The organism is Devosia sp. 919, from assembly GCF_013185965.1.
GTDB lineage: Bacteria > Pseudomonadota > Alphaproteobacteria > Rhizobiales > Devosiaceae > Devosia.
Window position 1 is genome coordinate 1852186 of the sequence record NZ_JABAOL010000001.1, and the last position, 16302, is coordinate 1868487.

A 16302-nucleotide genomic window follows, 5' to 3' on the forward strand; every position below is an offset into this window, starting at 1 on the left:
CCCGGACCTGGACCTGGACCCGGACCCGGACCGGGGCCCGGACCCGGACCCGGACCGGGGCCCGGACCAGGACCTGGCTCGGACGGTGGCCCACCACCACCACCCCCGCCGCCGAACTCCGGTTCAGGCTCTGGTGGCAATGGGGGACCGCCCCTGCCACCGCCGCGCATCGACTAGAAGCTCTTCCTCAAAATCGCACAGAGCCGCGTCCTGAACGGGCGCGGCTTTCTTGCATAAGCCTCGGAAAACTCAGATCTGGGGGCCCGGCCGCATCGGCATGTCATCGGTCAGCGGCACGGTTTGCCGTTCGATCAGCCGATGCACCAGTGGTGGGTTCTCCCCACGATGCAGGGCGCGCAGTTTCTCGAGATTGTCGGCATCGGCCTTGGTGCGGCGCATATTGTGGCGCACATAATCGATCCAGGTCGGCACATGGTAGGTTTCGGTCCAGATCTCGGGCTTTTCGAGATCCCGCAACAGCGCCCATTGCCGGGCCCCATCGCGCCGGCGAATGCGGCGGCGCTCATTCATCAGCGCAAGGAACTCTTCCACGTCTTCCTGGGCGATTTGGTAGTCGACCATGACCATCACTGGCCCGCTGCGGGGGCGTAATTCCAGTCGGAGCACCGGCTCGTTGAACTTGTTGAGCGGCGTCAGATCGCGCGAGCTGAATTGGGGCAGGGGCAAGACGAACCCGATCAGCGCGCAGCCGAGCAAGGCGAGGGCCGCGCTGGCCAGCGACCAGTCCGGCCCCCAAAGATCGGCCACGCTCCCCCACAGCCAGCTTCCCGCCGCCATGCCGCCAAAGGTTGCGGTCTGGTAGAGCGACAGCGCCCGCCCCACCACCCAGCGGGGTGTCGAGAGCTGGATCGAGACATTGAACAGCGACAGTGCCAGCACCCAACTCGCTCCCGCCGGCAGCAGCGCCAGGTGGCTGAGCACCGGTTGCCGGCTGAATCCCAAGCCCGCGCAGCTCAGCGCAAATACCACGCAGGCGATCCGCACAATGGTTTCATTGCTGTAGCGCTCGCGGATTGCGCCGTTCAGAAACGCGCCGCCAATCGCCCCCAGCCCGAAAAAGCCGAGCAGGCTGCCATAAACAAAGGCGCCACCCCCCACATATTCATTGGCCACCGAAGGCAGCAGCGCCAGCACCGAAATAGCCGCCAGCCCGAACAGCAACCCACGAAAGAGGACAATGGTCAGGTTGGGAGATAGCGACACATAACGAATGCCCGCCCACATCGCGCTGCCAAAGCGCTCGCGCGGCAGCTTGGTGTTGAGCGGCGGCGATTTCCAGCGCCCCAGTGCCACGATCAGCGGCAGATATGAAACGGCATTGAGCGCAAACGCCGCCGCTGCCCCGGCAATGGCCACAATCAGCCCCCCAATCGCCGGTCCAACGCTGCGCATCATGTTGAAGCCGACGCTGTTGAGCGTCACCGCGCCTGGCAGGTCCGAGCGCGGCACGATATCGCCCATTGAGGCCTGCCAGGACGGATTGAACAGGGCCGTGCCGCAGCCGATCAGGAAGGTGAATGTCAGCAGCAGCCAGGGATTGAGCAAGCCAAGATAGCCCATCACCGCCAGCGCAACCGACACCAGCGCCATGCCGCATTGGGCAATGATCATCACCGTGCGCCGGTCGAAATTGTCCGCCAAGGCACCCGCCGCCAGCGAAAAGATCATGATGGGCAAGGTGGTCGAGGCCTGCACCAGCGCTACCATATTGTGGGAGTCTGTGAGCGTGGTCATCATCCAGCCGGCGCCAACCGACTGCACCAGCCCGCCAAGATTGGAGGCGAGCGTTGCCAGCCAAAGCAAACGGAAGGTCTCGTGCCGGAAGGGAGCAAGCACGGACGCTCGTTCAGACATACCAGTTCCTTTTCATGCGCCTGGTGATGGAACACCATCGCGGCCAACAGGTTGCGGGCCCAACTTGCCTGCAACATTGCTTCAAATCGGCAGCCTCAGCGCCTCGAGTCGCTGCTCGATCCGCTGCTGCCGCACCCAACCTCATCAAGGGGTCAGGAACAAGTCCAATGCCGCCTTTACCGCACTGCTGGGCACGATATGCCCGCCCGTAAACTCGTCATACCGAACCTCATAGCCGCCCGCTTCGAGGGCGGGCACAATGCGGCGGCTGCAGCGCTCGACCGGCAGCACATTGTCCTGGCGCCCATGGGAGATAAAGATGCGCGGCTTGCCCTCCTCACGGCTGGGGGCGAGAAAACCCGGCGAGAATGCGAGGACTGACCCGAACAACTGCCCATTGCTGAGCCCAAGGCTCAAGGCATAAGAGGCACCGTCGGAAAAACCCGCCACGGCAACACGCTCGGGATCCACCGCGAAAGTGCTGAACACCGTTGCCAGCGCCTCGTCGATCTGCCGGACATCTGGCCCATACTGATGCGCGATCACATCCCAAGTCGGGGCGCGCGATTGCGGCGCCAGGATCAGGAATTTGAGCGCATCGGCATGCTCCTGCAGCACCGGCAAGATATCCGAAGCGGTCCCGCCGGCACCATGCAGCAACACGACGAGCGGAACCGGTGTCTGCGGCAAGTTCCTGGGCACAAACAGCGCAGGCTGCCGCTCGCCTTCACCCAAAGGCCAGATGCGGCCCGCATGGGGCGGATGAGATTGGCGCTGGGAAGAGGGCTGGGCGCTCAGAACCGCCGCGCGCCAGAGTTCCTGAGCTGTGGGCATGGCAAAACTCCTTGCCCCTCCAACTTCGATGCGCCGCCGCGGTTCCCCGGTGTAATCCTCGGCAGGCTCAAACAGCACTCGCGAGCGACAGAGTCCTGCCGGCGCGCCCTATAGCGCCTAAATCGCGAGATATTCCTGGCGCAGCTCGGCATTGTCGAGCACTTCGGCCGCCGTACCACTAAACACCGTTTCCCCCGTATCAAGGATCACCGCCCGGTCCGCCAGGTTCAGCGCCGCAATCGCATTCTGCTCCACAATAATCGTCGTGATCCCCAGCGGCTTGATTGAATGCAGAATCCGTTCGATCTCCTGCACGATCACCGGAGCCAAGCCTTCATAAGGCTCATCGAGCAGCAGCAGTTTTAGGTCACGCGCCAGCGCCCGGGCGATCGCCAGCATCTGCTGCTCGCCGCCCGATAGCGTCACGCCCTCCTGCTTGCGTCGCTCCGCCAGGCGCGGAAAGCTCTGGTAGATTTGCTCGAGGCCCCAGCCATTGCCGGGCGCCACCTTGGCCAATGTAATGTTTTCCTCGACAGTCAGCCCGGCAATGATGCGCCGGTCTTCGGGTACGAGCTGAATACCGGCGCGCGCGGCCTGGAACGACTTCATCTGGTGGATGGGCTGACCATCCAGCCAGATTTCGCCTTGCCGCAATTGGGGATTGTCGGTCCGGGCAATCGTGCGCAGGGTCGAAGTCTTGCCCGCCCCATTGCGCCCCAGCAGCGCCAGGATTTCGCCCTTGCGCACATCCAGCGACACGCCCTGGACGATATAGCTTTCGCCGTAATAGGCGTGCAGGTCGCGCACGGAAAAGAATGGGCGGGTGGTTTCCACCGCCGCGGCCTGGGCAACGCGCGTCTTTTGTCCCTCGAGAGTGATCGTGCTCATGCGTGCGCTCCCCCCAGATAGGCTTCCTGAACTTTAGGATTGCCGCGCACCTGGTCGGGCGTGCCATCGGCGATGATGCGACCTTGCGCCAGCACCGAAATCTTGTCGGCCAACGAAAACACCACATGCATGTCGTGCTCGATAATCACCTTGGTCATGCCCCGCGCCTTGATCTTTTGCAGCAGCTCGATCGTGGTATTGGTGTCGTGCCGGCTCATGCCGGCAGTGGGTTCATCGAGCAGCAACAGGCGGGGATGCTGGATCAGGCACATCGCCAGTTCCATGCGCCGCTTGTCGCCACGGCTCAGGCTTCCCGCCGCCATCTCTCGCCGGCTATGCATGCCGACATCCTCCAGCATGTGCTCGGCTTCATCGCGGATGGCCGTTTCGCTGTCGAGCGAGCGCATGAGGTTGAGCTTGAACGCGCCATCGCGCTTGGCCAGCGCCGGGATCATCACATTATGCAGCACGCTCAGATCTGCGAAGATCTCGGGGGTCTGGAACACCCGGGCGATGCCGAGCTGGTTGATCTGATAAGGCTTGCGCCCCGTCAGCACCGCGCCATCGAACACCACTTGGCCGCTCGAAGGTGCGAGCTTGCCGATGATCACATTGAGCAGGGTCGATTTGCCCGCGCCATTGGGCCCGATAATGGCGTGGGTCTGGCCTTCCTCGACCTGCAAATCGATATCGGCCAGGGCATGCAGGCCCCCGAAGCGCTTGTGCACATCGGCAACGTGAAGAACGACATTGGGTGTGGTCATCGCTGGCGTCCTCATTCAGCCGGTTGCGCTTGCCGGAGGGGCTTGCCAGGCACGGTGGGCGAGGGACGCGAGCGGTTGAATAACCCAGCGATCCGGCGCACCCCTTCCATGATCCCGCCGGGCAGGAACACGACGATCAGCACGAAAACGAGCCCTAGGGTCAGGAACCAGCCTTCCCCGACGAACTTGCTGGTGACCGTCACGAATCCCTCTGCAACCCCGTCAGGCAGGAAACCAAAGAAGCGGCGCAGCACCGAATCATTGATCGCCGAAAAGATGTTCTCGAAATATTTGATCAGCCAGGCCCCGATCACTGGACCGACAAGCGTGCCCGCGCCACCCAGGATGGTCATCAGCACCACTTCGCCCGAGGCCGTCCACTGCATGCGCTCGGCGCCGGCCAGCGGATCGGTCACGGCCAGCAAAGCCCCTGCGAGCCCGGCATACATGCCCGAGATCACGAAAGCCGCCAGCGTATAGGGCTTGGTGTTGAAGCCGGTATAGTTCATCCGCGTCTGGTTGGACTTGATCCCCTTGAGCATCATGCCAAAGGGCGAGCCGGTGATGCGCTGGGCAAGGAAGAACGCCAGGATCAAGAAGCCCGCGCAGAAGTAGAAACCGGCAAACCCACCCAGCGACTGGCCCAGCAGCGTCGGCACCGGCTGGCCAACACTGCTCTGCCCGATCGCAGCATCAAGATGGCGGGGATCGCCCAGCGTCAGCTGCAGCCCGGTTTCACCATTGGTAATCGGGGTTAGCACGGAATAAGCGAGGTTATAGCTCATCTGCGCAAAAGCGAGCGTCAGGATGGAAAAGTAGATGCCCGAGCGCCGCAGGCTCATATAGCCGATCAGCAGCGCAAACACGCCCGAGACCACGATGGCAAACACCAGCGCTGGGATAGCATCGAGGCTCAGCAGCTTGAACGACCACACCGCCGCATAGGAGCCGACGCCGAAAAACGCGGCATGCCCGAAGCTGAGATAGCCCGTCAGCCCGAAGAGGATGTTGAACCCCACCGCGAAGATGGCAAAGATCATGAAGCGTTGCAGCAGGTCGGGATAAGCGGCGCCAAAGGGCTGCATCCAGATCGGCATCAGCAGCACGGCCGCCGAAAAGCCCAGAAACAGCAGCAGGTCGTTGCGGGACATGGCGCGCATCTCAACCCTCCATCACGCCACGGCGGCCAAACAGCCCACGCGGCAATACCAACAGGATTACGACGGCAACCAGGTAGATGATGATCTGGTCGATGCCGGGAATAAGGGCCTTCACCTGCGTCATCGAGGCAAAGGATTGCAGGATTCCGAGCAGGAACCCCGCGGCCACCGCGCCCGGCAGGGAGCCCATGCCACCCACGACCACGACCACGAAGCTGAGCACGAGGAAGTCCATGCCGATATGGTAGTTCGGCGGCAGCAGCGGCGTGTACATCACCCCCGCCAGCCCCGCGACCACCGCCGCCAGCCCGAACATGATGGTGAAGCGCCGGTCGATATCGATCCCGAGCAGGCCCACGGTTTCGCGATCGGCCATGCCGGCGCGCACCACCATGCCGAAAGTGGTGAACTGCAGGAAAGCAAACACCGCCCCGATGATCGCCGCCGAGAACAGGAAATAGATCAGCCGCCAGATCGGGTAGGTGATCACCCCGGCCTGCATGCCGAGGAACGCCCCGATATCGGCGGCGCCGCGCAGATCGGTGGGCATTGGCTGGGGAATGGGATTGGGGCCGAAAAACGCTTTGATTAGCTCTTGCGCCACAATCGCCAGACCAAAAGTCACAAGGATCTGCTCGGCATGGGGACGCTTGTAGAAGTGCTTGATGATGCCGCGCTCAAGCGCCACCCCGATCACCAGCATGATGGGGATGGTGACAATGATCGACACCGGCACCGAATAGTTCACCAGCACCGCACCCCAATCGCCGAACCAGGCCTGCACCAGCGGCTCGCGCACTTCGAGCGGCGTGCCCCAGGGCGAAAGCTTGGTGGGGTCGACCGTTACTGTTTCCAGCGTCAGGAACTGCCGGAACAGCACGGCACAAAAGGCCCCCAGCATGAACAGCGCGCCGTGGGCGAAGTTGACCACCCCCAGCGTGCCGAACACCAGGGTGAGCCCCAGCGCGATCAGCGCGTAAGCGGCGCCTTTGTCGAGCCCATTGAGGAACTGCAGGAATATCACGTCGATCATGGTCTGGTTCTCGAACTCGGCGGCATCCGCAGTAGTCCTCATGGTGAGCCTGTCGAACCACGAGGACGTGGCTCGCGGCCTAGTGGCGCGCCTCACCCGTCAACAGGCTTTGGATGAGCTCTTCTGAACAAAAAACCCGCGCCACGGGGGGAGTGGCGCGGGGAAACTTGGCTAAGCGCAGATCGGCGCCGGCTCGGCCGGCCCAAGATCGCCGCCGAACATCGCTGGATCGTAAGCCACATCGGCGCGCGGAATTTCCTGGACGATGTTGAGCACGTCGAATTGGCTGGTCGGGCTTTGATTGCCCTGCACCACGAGCACGTTCTTGATGCACTGGTGATCTTCGGCGCGATACAGGGTCGGACCATTGCCCATGCCGTCGAACTCGAAGCCTTCCAGCGCCGCGATCACCGCTGGCGGATAGAATGTCCCCGCACGCTCCACCGCATCGGCATAAAGCAGCGCCTGCACATAGGCGGTGTGCGCGGCCTGCGATGGCGGGGAGCCATAGGCGGCACCAAAAGACTTGGTGAAGGCCTGCGTGCCCGGATCCTGCAGGTTCCAGTGCCAGTTCGAGGTGCCGAAAATGCCCTTGACGCTTTCGCCCGCGCCCTTGGCCATCAGCTCGGAAATCAGCGGGGTGACGATCTGGAAGTCCTTGCCATTGGCCTGCCGGTCACGCATGCCGAACTGCACCGCCTGGGTCAGCGAATTGACCATGTCCGTGCCATAGTGGTTGAGGATCAGCACATCGGCGCCCGAATTGAGGATCGGCGTCAGATACTGGCTGAAATCGGCAGCCCCCAGCGGGGTGCGCACGGCCTGCACCGTTTGCCAACCCAGCGCCTCGGTGGCGTTCTTGATCGATTCTTCCTGCGTCCAGCCCCAAGTATAATCGGCCGTCAGGTGATAAGCGCGCCGGTCGGCGCCATATTCCTGGCCAAGCACCGGGGCGAGACCCACGCCAGACTGGTAGGCATTGAAGAAATGGCGGAAGCCGTAGCGGCGCTTGTCCTTGCCGGTGGTGTCGTTGGAATGGGTGAGGCCCGCCATGAAGATGACGCCCATTTCCTGGCACAGGCCCTGCACGGCAATGGCTTCGGCCGAGGACGAGCCGCCCGTGACCATGATGGCGCCGTCGCGCTCGATCATGCGGGTGGCGCCGGCGCGGGCCACATCGGCCTTGGTCTGGCTGTCCGAGGTCACGAACGCGACCTTCTTGCCCAAAATGCCATTGCCCTTGAGTGCGGTGGGCTTGAGCATGGCCACAAGCCCACCGTCGCCTTCGCCATTGAGGTGCTTGACGGCCAGTTCATAGGCCTTCTGCTCGTCCGCGCCTTCTTCGGCATAAGCGCCGGTCAGCGGCAGGTTGAGCCCGAAGGTGACGGTGTCGCCCGTTGGATTGTTGCAGAATTCCTGCGCCCAGGCGCCGCGGGTGAAAATGGCGGGGGCGACGCCCGTGGCGATTATGCCGGCCAGGCCGGTCTGCAAAACCCTGCGGCGGGACAGGCCACGCTTGAGAAGTGTCATTGGTGTTCCTCCTTTTGGCGCGGGGCAACTGATGCATAGCCAGCCGCTCACCGCCGGTGAATATTTCCACCTCAGTAAAACGACAGCAATAGTGCATTGTTATTGCAGCGCTATTCTGTAAATTGTTGATCAGGCTGGGCCGATAACCAGTCAATCAATTTACAAGGGGAGGGGAGGGCATGCGGGCGCCGATCGGGTTTCGCATCAGCAACCGGCGGAAATCGCTCAAGATTTCGCAGGCAGCCCTGGCCCGCAGCCTTGGTATTTCGCCGAGCTATTTGAACCTCATCGAAAACAACAAGCGCGACATCGGCGGGGCGCTGCTGAACCGGGTCGCGGCCCAGTTGCAGATCGATATCGATGAACTCGCCGGGCGTACCGAGCAAAAGCTGCTCCAGGAGCTCGAGGAAGCCCATGCCGATCCCTTGCTTGAGTCGCTGCCCTTCCGGCCCGATGAGCGGCGCGAACTCGTCGCCCAATATCCCGCCAGCGCCACCGCTCTCGCGCGGCTGCATCGCGCCTATGCCACCGCCCAGTCCAATGCCGATGCCTATGCCGATCGGCTGCGCTCGGACCCCCTGCTGGGGGAATTGCTCCACCAGATCCTTTCAGGCATCACCGCCGTGCGCTCCAGCGCCGAAATTCTTGAAGATGTTGGGGATCTAGATGAGGCCGAGCGGCGCCAGTTCCTTGCTGCCATTGGGCGGGAAGCGCGCACCCTTTCGGAAGTCGCGCGCAACCTTATCGGCCAGTTCGAAACCGCGAGCGAAAGCCGGCGCAGCGGCTCGCCGGCGCGTGAAATCGACGATCTCATCATCGAGCAGCACAACCATTTCCCGCTGCTCGAAGAGGCGGCCGAGCACTTGCGGGCCCAGCTCGAGCGCGCCGGCTCCTTTGGCCCCGCCACCTTGACGACCCTGCTCGCCACCCGCTTCGGCATTGAGGTTACGGCTGGCGGCCCGCCGCCCGAGCCAGGCTTTCCCGGTCAATACAGCTTTGATGCGGCAACGCGCCGGATGTGGTTTGCCGGTGCCTCCACCCTCGCAACGCGCCAGTTCCAGCTGGCCCGCCTGTATGGGGAACTGGCCGCTCCCGATGCCATCGCGCTCACCCTGCAAAATGCGCTGCTATCCACGCCCACAGCCCGGCGCCTCGCCGCCCGCGCCGTCGGCTCCTATCTGGCCGGGGCCATCGTTTTCCCCTATGGGCAGATGCTGCAGCGCGCCGAAAGCTGCGCCTATGACCTCGATCACCTCCGCCAGAGCTTCAACGCCAGCTATGAGCAAGTCGCCCATCGCCTCGTGACCCTGCGCCGGCCGGGGCAGGAGGGCATCCCCTTCGGCTTCCTGCGCTCCGATCCGGCCGGGCGGCTCACCAAGCATTTTCCCCTGCCTGGCCTCCTGCTGCCCAATAGCGGCCATGCCTGCCCGCTATGGGCCATCTATGGCGCCTTCCGCACCCCTGAGGCGCTGCTGCGCCAAGTCGTCCGCTTTTCCGATGGCTCCCGTTACCTGTTTCTTGCCCGCACGGTGCAGCGCCGCGCCGGGTCCTATCGCGAACAACCCGCCATCTCCTCGGTGATGCTCGCCTGCGACGTGCTTCATGCCGATCGCACGGTCTATGGCGCCGGGCTCGATCTCTCTAACCCGGCCGCCGATATTCCCGTCGGGCCCGCCTGTCGCCTGTGCACCCGTCGTGACTGCGCCAGCCGGCAGGAAGAACCTCTTGCCCCCGGCGGCAGCACGGCTCCGGATCGCGCGCCCTTGCTGCCACACCAGTTTGGCCTTGGCGATCCGGCGTGATTGCGCTTTAGTGCATGAACTTGCGGAGGGGAGACCGCAGGTAAGGGGGGACTTTGGCAATCGATATTGTCATTGCCGAGGATGAACCGAGCATTCTGGAATCGCTCGATTTCATTCTGCGGCGCGCCGGCTGGACAATAAGCGCCGTGACCGACGGTGATGCGGCGCTAGAGGCGGTGCGCCGCCTGCGCCCGCGCATCCTGGTGCTCGACGTCATGCTGCCCAAGCGCTCGGGCTTTGAGGTGCTCAAGCATATCCGCGCCAATGCCGATACCGAGCACCTGCCGGTGCTGATCCTGACCGCCAAGGGCCAGCAGCAGGACCGTCGCATTGCCGCCGAACTGGGCGCCAGTGATTTCGTCACCAAACCCTATGCCAATGCCGAGGTGGTGGGCGCGGTCAGGCAATTGCTGGGCGAGCCCGGTGGACCGCTCTAGGCTCATCCCGGCCATGCTGGTGCTCACCATACTGGGCGCCATGCTGATGCTGCCCCCGCTGGTCTATGTGTTCAACCAGGACATCGCCCATTTCGGCATCCCCCAGATCGTCTTTTACCTGTTCGCCCTTTGGCTGGCCCTGATTATCGGCACCGCCTTGCTCGCCGGCGCGCTTCCGCCCGAGCCGGCCGACCCCGATGCCGGCGAGGGTGAACGCTGATGCTGTCGGCCGATTTCGTGATTGCCACGGCTATCGGCTATGTCGGACTGCTCTTCGTGCTGGCCTATCTGGGTGATCGCCGCGCCCGCGCCAACCAGCGCTCGTTCCTCCATTCCCCCGCTGTTTATACCCTCTCCATCTCGGTCTATTGCACCAGCTGGACCTTCTACGGCGCCGTCGGTAATGCCGCCCGCAGCGGCCTCGAATTCCTCACCATTTATCTTGGCCCCACGCTCGTTTTCGTGGGCTGGTGGTTCCTGCTCCGCCGCCTCGTGCGCATCAGCCACCATCAGCGCATCACCTCCGTGGCCGATCTGCTGTCCTCGCGCTTCGGCAAATCCAACCGCCTTGCCGTGCTCGTCACCTGCATCGCCGTGGTCGGCATCGCCCCCTATATCGCGCTCCAGCTCAAGGCGGTGACCTCGTCCATCCAGGCCGTCGCCGGGGCCTCCGAGTTCGGGCAGGGGAGCCTCGCCGGCATCGATGATGTCGGCCTCGCGCTCGGCATCGCGGCGGGCATGGCGCTCTTCACCATCCTTTTTGGCACCCGCCATGTGGACGCCAAGGAGCAGCACCACGGCGTCGTCGCCGCCATTGCCTTTGAAGCCGTGGTCAAGCTCGCCGCGCTCCTGACCGTTGGCATTTTCGTGGTTTATGTCGGCGGTGGCTTTGAGGCCATCTTCAGCCGGGCGGCCGAGTTGGGCGTCGCCGTCGATGCCGCCAAGACCTTTGATAGCCGCTGGTTGACCACGCTTGCCCTTTCGGTTGCCGCGATTGTTTGCCTGCCCCGGCAGTTCCAGGTCACCGTGGTCGAGAACTCCGACGAGAACCATCTGCGCGTCGCGAGCTGGGCCTTCCCCGCCTATATGCTGTTGATGAGCCTCTTCATCCTGCCCATTGCGGTGTTCGGGCTCACCACCATGCCCGCAGGCTCCAACCCCGACATGTTCGCCCTGACCCTGCCCATGGCCTTTGGCCAGGATGGCTTGGCGCTCCTCGCCTTTATCGGCGGCTTTTCCTCCGCCACCTCCATGATCATCCTTGAGTCCATTGCGCTTTCGATCATGGTGTCCAACCACATCCTCATGCCGCTGATCCTGCGCTTCAGTGCCGGCAGCAGCGGGGACGGGCAGGGGGTCACGCGGCTCCTGCTCAATGCCCGGCGCGTCTCGATCGTCTTGATCCTGTCGCTGGGCTTTTTCTACTTCTTTTTCACCCGCGACTCCGACGCCCTGGCGCCCATTGGCCTCATTTCCTTCACCGGCATCGCCCAGTTCTTCCCCGCCGTGCTCGCGGCCCTGTTCTGGCGCGAAGCCTCGCTCAAGGCCGCGACCTCTGCCATCGCGCTGGGCTTTGTCTTCTGGGTCTGGTGCAGCTTCCTGCCGTCCTTTGAGTCCGTTTCTCCCGCCGTCGCCATGCTTTTGGCCGAGGGGCCCTGGGGCATATCCTGGCTGCGCCCCGAGGCCATGTTCGGGCTGGATGGCTGGGACCCGCTGGCCCATGCCGCCTTCTGGAGCCTCACTGTCAACGTCCTCACCCTGACCATCGTCTCGCTCCTCACCCGTCAGTCAGCCCTTGAGCGCCTCCAGGCCAGCGTCTTCCTCGACGTGTTCAAGCGAGGCCAGCACGCCCGCGGCAATTTTGTTCTGGGCTCGGCCACGGCCAACGATCTTTACTTTGTCGCCGAACGCGTCCTGGGCGAGCGCCGCGCCGCAGCGCTGTTTGAAACCGCCGCTCGCGAAGCCGGCGTCGAGGCGGACCAGCTCGATCCCACCCCCGAATTCATCGGCCGGCTCGAGCGGGAGCTCGCAGGCTCCATCGGCGCCGCTTCCGCCCATGTGATGCTCTCCAAGGTCGTCTCGGGCAGCGACATTTCGCTGGAGGAAATGATGCAGATGGCGGACGAAACCCAGCAGGTCATTGAATATTCCCAGCAGCTCGAGCTCACCTCAGCCGAGCTGCGCTCCACCGCCCGCCAGCTCGAAGACGCCAATGGGCGCCTGCGCGAACTCGATATCCGCAAGGACGATTTCCTCAGCCAGGTCAGCCACGAAGTGCGCACCCCCATGACCTCCATCCGCTCCTTTTCCGAAATCCTGCTCGAAGAGCCCGACATCAGCGAGCGCCAGCGCCAGCACTTCGTCGGGACCATCCACCAGGAATCGCTGCGCCTGACCAAGCTGCTCGACGAAATCCTCGATCTCAGCGCCCTTGAGCGCGGCGAACGCGCCTGGGAAAACACGCCCACCGATCCCCAGGCGGCGCTCGATCGCGCGCTGGTGGTGTGCGAAGCCGCCCTGCGCCAGCATGGCGTCCGGCTCGAATTGGGCGAGCGCGCTCCCGCCGCGCTGGTCGAAGGCGACGCCGATCGCCTCTGCCAGGTCTTCATCAATCTCATCATCAACGCCATCCGCTACAACAACGCGCCCGCGCCCGTTGTGCGGGTACAAACCGCTGTTCGCTCAGGCAGTTACGCCGTCGAGGTGGTGGACAACGGCCCCGGCATTCCCACCGAGGAGCGCACGCTCATTTTCGAGAAATTCAGCCGCGGCAAGCGGGGCCTCACCGAAAAAGGCGGCGCCGGCCTTGGCCTTGCCATTTCCCGGCAAATCGTTGAGCGCATGCACGGCACGCTCGAACTCGTCGATGGCCCCTTGCCGGGCGCTTGCTTCCGCGTGCAGCTGCAACTAGCTTGCTGATCCGGTGCTGAGGGGCAGACCGCCCTATACTGCGCCCTTCTGACCTATTCTGCCTATTTTGAACAATATCGCTTATCCATCGTTTATGCCGAACGCTGACACATATTGGAGCTGATGAATGGCCGAAAAGAAGGCGAACTCCGGACTATCCAAGCCTGTGGAGGTCGGTCCCGACCTGGTGCCGATTGTCGGCAAAGGCCCGATGTCCCGCCCTGACGTAACCAAGAAGGTCTGGGAATACATCAAGAAGAACGACCTTCAGGACCCCCAGAACAAGCGCAACATCAAGGCCGATGACAAGCTCAAGACCGTGTTCGGCGGCAAGGATACCGTCACCATGTTCGAGATGACAGCCCTGGTGTCCAAGCACCTCGGCTAGTTCTTCCGGCGGGCCGACCGTTTTCGGCGGGGCCCAGCCATTCCGATCAGGCCAGAACCTCGTCGCACAGCACCACCTGGGTGCCGAAGGCGCCGAGGCTCTGCGCCACCCCGCCGTCGGGCAACCGGTCCGTGAACAGGCAGGTAATCTTGCTGAACGGCACCACCTTGACCGCCGCCTCGCGCGTCCACTTGCTGGCATCTGCCGCCAGAAAACTCAGACGCGAATTTTCCACCAGCGTTGAGGTGATCTGCGCCTCGCTATAGCTGAAGTCCAGCACCCCATTGCTGGGATGCAGGGCGCCCGCGCCGATCACGGCATAGGACGCATAGAACTTCTCGAAAAACCGCAGCACATCGGCGCCCACCACGTCGCGGTCATTGTGCCGCAACAGCCCGCCGGTGAGATGCACCTCGATCTGGGACGCATTACACAGCGTCAGCGCCACATCGATATTGTTGGTCACGACGGTGACCCCCTGGTGCTCGCGCATCGCCTCGGCCACATATTGCACCGTACTCCCAATGCCCATGAACACGGTTGAGCCCGGCTCGATCGCCGCCGCGATACGCTTGCCAATGCGTTGCTTGGCGCCGCTGTTCTGCGCCACCCGGGCATGCACCGAGATATTATGGGCTTCCACCGGCACATCGGCGCCGCCATGGAAGCGCCGGGCAAAGCCCAGATCGCAAAGTGTGTTGATGTCGCGGCGGATTGTTTGCGTCGTCACGCGGTAGCGGGCAGCCAGGGTCTCGATATACTGAGCCCCTTCGGTTTCAATGCGAGCAAGAATGTCGCGTTGTCGGCCCGACAGCATGTTCAACCCCATCACGCACTAGCCTAGAAACACCTTCGGGTCGTCGGTGATCACGCCGGTTAGCCCCGCGGGCCAGAAGGACGCCAGGACCGCGGGCTCGTTGACCGTCCAGGCCCGCACCTTGACGCCGCGCTCGCGCGCCTGTTCCAGAAAGCCGATGCTGAGCGCCTTGTAGTCGAGGTGCACGCTGCTCGCCGGAATGGCCGCGAGCTGCTCGGCCCAGTCGGCCGGCAGCTTGCTCCACAGCATTGCTAGCTCCATCTCCGGGAACAGCCGATGCATTGCTGCCAATGCCGCGGGGTCAAAGCTCGAAATCATGATCGGGGGCAGGGCAGGGCACCCCTCGATGGCGCTTTGCACAGCTCCGGTCAGTTGCTCGAGCGAACGGTGGTGCTTGTGCTGCTTGATCTCGATATTGGCGCCAACGCCAAGCTCGCCCAGCACCGCCAGCACTTCGTCGAGCGTCGGGATGCGCTCGCCTTTGAACGCGTCCCCGAACCGGGCGCCTGCGTCGAGTTCGGCCAACGCACTGCGCTTCAACGCGCCCAGCGAACCCGTGCCCGTCGTGGTCCGGTCGACGCTGTCGTCGTGGATCACCACCAGGGTGCCGTCCTGGAGCAGGGCAACGTCCAGCTCCACCCATTTAGCGCCCTGGTCGGCTGCGGCCCGAAAGGCGGCAATGGTGTTTTCCGGCGCCGCAAGTGAGGCGCCACGATGGGCCTGCACTTCGTCCCGCTGCGGGCCGTTGGGGGTGCTGTTGGTCATGCGCGTTCCTTCTGCGGTCGTCCTGATCCGCTGCCTCGCCTGGATCTCAGGCGAGGGCGTCCGTGCGCCGACCCGTGCTGCTGTTGAACGGGTGGATCAGCGAGGCGGGGGCATAAAGCTTGATCGCCGCCCCTTCGGCCAGTTGCGGTCGCCCAGGCACCCGCAGGATCAACGTCTGGTCGGCGAGGCGCACATGCAGATGGCTTTCGCCGCCCACGGGCTCGAGCAGTTCCACCACCGCGTCGAGCACAATGGTTTCGCCCTCAGGCTTGTCGATCACCAGCTGGTCGGCGCGCAGGCCGACAATGTCGGTATTCGCCGGCAGATTGCCCGCGTGGAAGCCTTCGGCGCCGGCCAGGGCCGCGATGGGGATCAGGTTCATCGGCGGCGAGCCAATAAAGCTCGCGACAAACAGCGTTGCCGGGCGGTCATAAACCTCAGTCGGCGTGCCGATCTGCTCGACCAGCCCGCCATTCATCACCACCAGCCGGTCGGCCAGGGTCATGGCTTCGAGCTGGTCGTGGGTCACATAAAGGCTGGTGGTCTTGAGCCGGCGCTGCAGGCGGCGGATTTCCACCCGCATCTGCACGCGCAGCTTGGCGTCGAGGTTCGAGAGCGGCTCGTCGAACAGGAACGCGGATGGCTCGCGCACAATGGCGCGGCCCATCGCGACGCGCTGGCGCTGCCCGCCCGACAATGCCCGTGGCTTGCGGTCGAGCATTGGCCCGATCTCGAGGATATCAGCGGCTTCCTTGACGCGCCGGTCGATCTCGGCGCGCGGGGTGCCGCGGTTCTTGAGCCCGTATTCCAGGTTTCCACGCACCGTCATATGCGGATAAAGCGCGTAGTTCTGGAACACCATGGCGATGTCGCGCTCGGCAGGCTCGGCCTTGACCACATCGCGGCCATTGATCTCGATCCGCCCGGAAGTGACGGTTTCCAGCCCGGCCACCATGCGGAGCAGGGTGGATTTGCCGCAACCGGAGGGGCCGACCAGCACGATCATCTCGCCATCGGCGACACTGAGATTGATGCCTTTGACCGCCATGACATCGCCGCCATAGCTCTTTTGCAGGTCGACTAGGTTGATGGTTGCCAT

Annotated in this window: 15 protein-coding genes; 5 read left to right on the forward strand and 10 right to left on the reverse strand. The window is 63.6% G+C overall.

Translation table 11 applies throughout. The features are described 5' to 3' along the window. Positions 1 to 249 precede the first annotated feature (249 nt). The 7 genes from HRQ64_RS08935 to HRQ64_RS08965 all read right to left on the reverse strand — a co-directional run bounded on the left by HRQ64_RS08935 (position 250) and on the right by HRQ64_RS08965 (position 8084). Complete coding sequence (locus HRQ64_RS08935; RefSeq protein WP_172123037.1) at positions 250 to 1875, reverse strand: MFS transporter; 1626 nt, start codon at positions 1873 to 1875, stop codon at positions 250 to 252. A gap of 144 nt (positions 1876 to 2019) precedes the next feature. Continuing rightward, entirely contained in the window at positions 2020 to 2709 is a 690-nt protein-coding gene (locus HRQ64_RS08940; protein ID WP_172123038.1) for an alpha/beta hydrolase-fold protein, read from the reverse strand. A 117-nt stretch (positions 2710 to 2826) separates the two neighbouring features. Further along, on the reverse strand, positions 2827 to 3597 hold the full coding sequence (locus tag HRQ64_RS08945) for an ABC transporter ATP-binding protein (protein WP_172123039.1): 771 nt from the start codon (positions 3595 to 3597) through the stop codon (positions 2827 to 2829). Continuing rightward, positions 3594 to 4361, reverse strand: coding sequence for an ABC transporter ATP-binding protein (locus tag HRQ64_RS08950; RefSeq protein WP_172123040.1), 768 nt, complete (start codon positions 4359 to 4361; stop codon positions 3594 to 3596). The genes HRQ64_RS08945 and HRQ64_RS08950 overlap by 4 nt, the downstream gene beginning before the upstream one ends. 11 nt (positions 4362 to 4372) lie before the next feature. Continuing rightward, positions 4373 to 5521 (reverse strand): branched-chain amino acid ABC transporter permease, encoded by a 1149-nt coding sequence (locus HRQ64_RS08955; RefSeq protein WP_172123041.1) that lies wholly within the window; start codon positions 5519 to 5521, stop codon positions 4373 to 4375. Between the two features lies 1 nt (position 5522). After that, positions 5523 to 6551, reverse strand: a complete 1029-nt coding sequence (locus HRQ64_RS08960; RefSeq protein ID WP_172124919.1) for a branched-chain amino acid ABC transporter permease — start codon at positions 6549 to 6551, stop codon at positions 5523 to 5525. A 174-nt stretch (positions 6552 to 6725) separates the two neighbouring features. Beyond that, positions 6726 to 8084: a substrate-binding protein gene (locus tag HRQ64_RS08965; RefSeq protein ID WP_172123042.1), complete on the reverse strand. Its 1359-nt coding sequence runs from the start codon at positions 8082 to 8084 to the stop codon at positions 6726 to 6728. Between the two features lie 179 nt (positions 8085 to 8263). Between HRQ64_RS08965 and HRQ64_RS08970 the strand changes: the two genes are divergently transcribed. The 5 genes from HRQ64_RS08970 (at position 8264) to HRQ64_RS08990 (ending at position 13621) form a co-directional block, all read left to right on the forward strand. After that, complete coding sequence (locus HRQ64_RS08970; protein ID WP_172123043.1) at positions 8264 to 9886, forward strand: XRE family transcriptional regulator; 1623 nt, start codon at positions 8264 to 8266, stop codon at positions 9884 to 9886. A gap of 53 nt (positions 9887 to 9939) precedes the next feature. Then, positions 9940 to 10323, forward strand: coding sequence for a response regulator (locus tag HRQ64_RS08975; protein WP_172123044.1), 384 nt, complete (start codon positions 9940 to 9942; stop codon positions 10321 to 10323). Continuing rightward, positions 10310 to 10543 (forward strand): hypothetical protein, encoded by a 234-nt coding sequence (locus HRQ64_RS08980; protein WP_172123045.1) that lies wholly within the window; start codon positions 10310 to 10312, stop codon positions 10541 to 10543. Before HRQ64_RS08975 ends, HRQ64_RS08980 begins: the two co-directional genes overlap by 14 nt. Continuing rightward, positions 10543 to 13242 carry a sensor histidine kinase gene (locus HRQ64_RS08985; RefSeq protein ID WP_172123046.1) on the forward strand — a complete coding sequence of 900 codons (2700 nt, stop codon included), beginning with the start codon at positions 10543 to 10545 and terminating at the stop codon, positions 13240 to 13242. Before HRQ64_RS08980 ends, HRQ64_RS08985 begins: the two co-directional genes overlap by 1 nt. A gap of 118 nt (positions 13243 to 13360) precedes the next feature. Next, a complete protein-coding gene (locus HRQ64_RS08990) occupies positions 13361 to 13621 on the forward strand; it encodes an SWIB/MDM2 domain-containing protein (RefSeq protein WP_127752763.1) in 261 nt (86 codons plus the stop codon). 46 nt (positions 13622 to 13667) lie between these two features. On the opposite strand, the gene HRQ64_RS08995 is transcribed toward HRQ64_RS08990, so the two are convergent. From HRQ64_RS08995 to HRQ64_RS09005, 3 genes are read right to left on the reverse strand one after another with little or no spacing between them, the layout of a single operon-like run. Beyond that, positions 13668 to 14450, reverse strand: a complete 783-nt coding sequence (locus HRQ64_RS08995) for a DeoR/GlpR family DNA-binding transcription regulator (protein ID WP_172124921.1) — start codon at positions 14448 to 14450, stop codon at positions 13668 to 13670. A 6-nt stretch (positions 14451 to 14456) separates the two neighbouring features. After that, positions 14457 to 15203, reverse strand: a complete 747-nt coding sequence (locus tag HRQ64_RS09000; protein WP_172123047.1) for a glycerophosphoryl diester phosphodiesterase — start codon at positions 15201 to 15203, stop codon at positions 14457 to 14459. A 46-nt stretch (positions 15204 to 15249) separates the two neighbouring features. Further along, the gene (locus tag HRQ64_RS09005) at positions 15250 to 16302 is read right to left on the reverse strand and encodes a sn-glycerol-3-phosphate import ATP-binding protein UgpC (protein ID WP_172123048.1); all 1053 of its coding nucleotides are present in this window, start codon (positions 16300 to 16302) and stop codon (positions 15250 to 15252) included.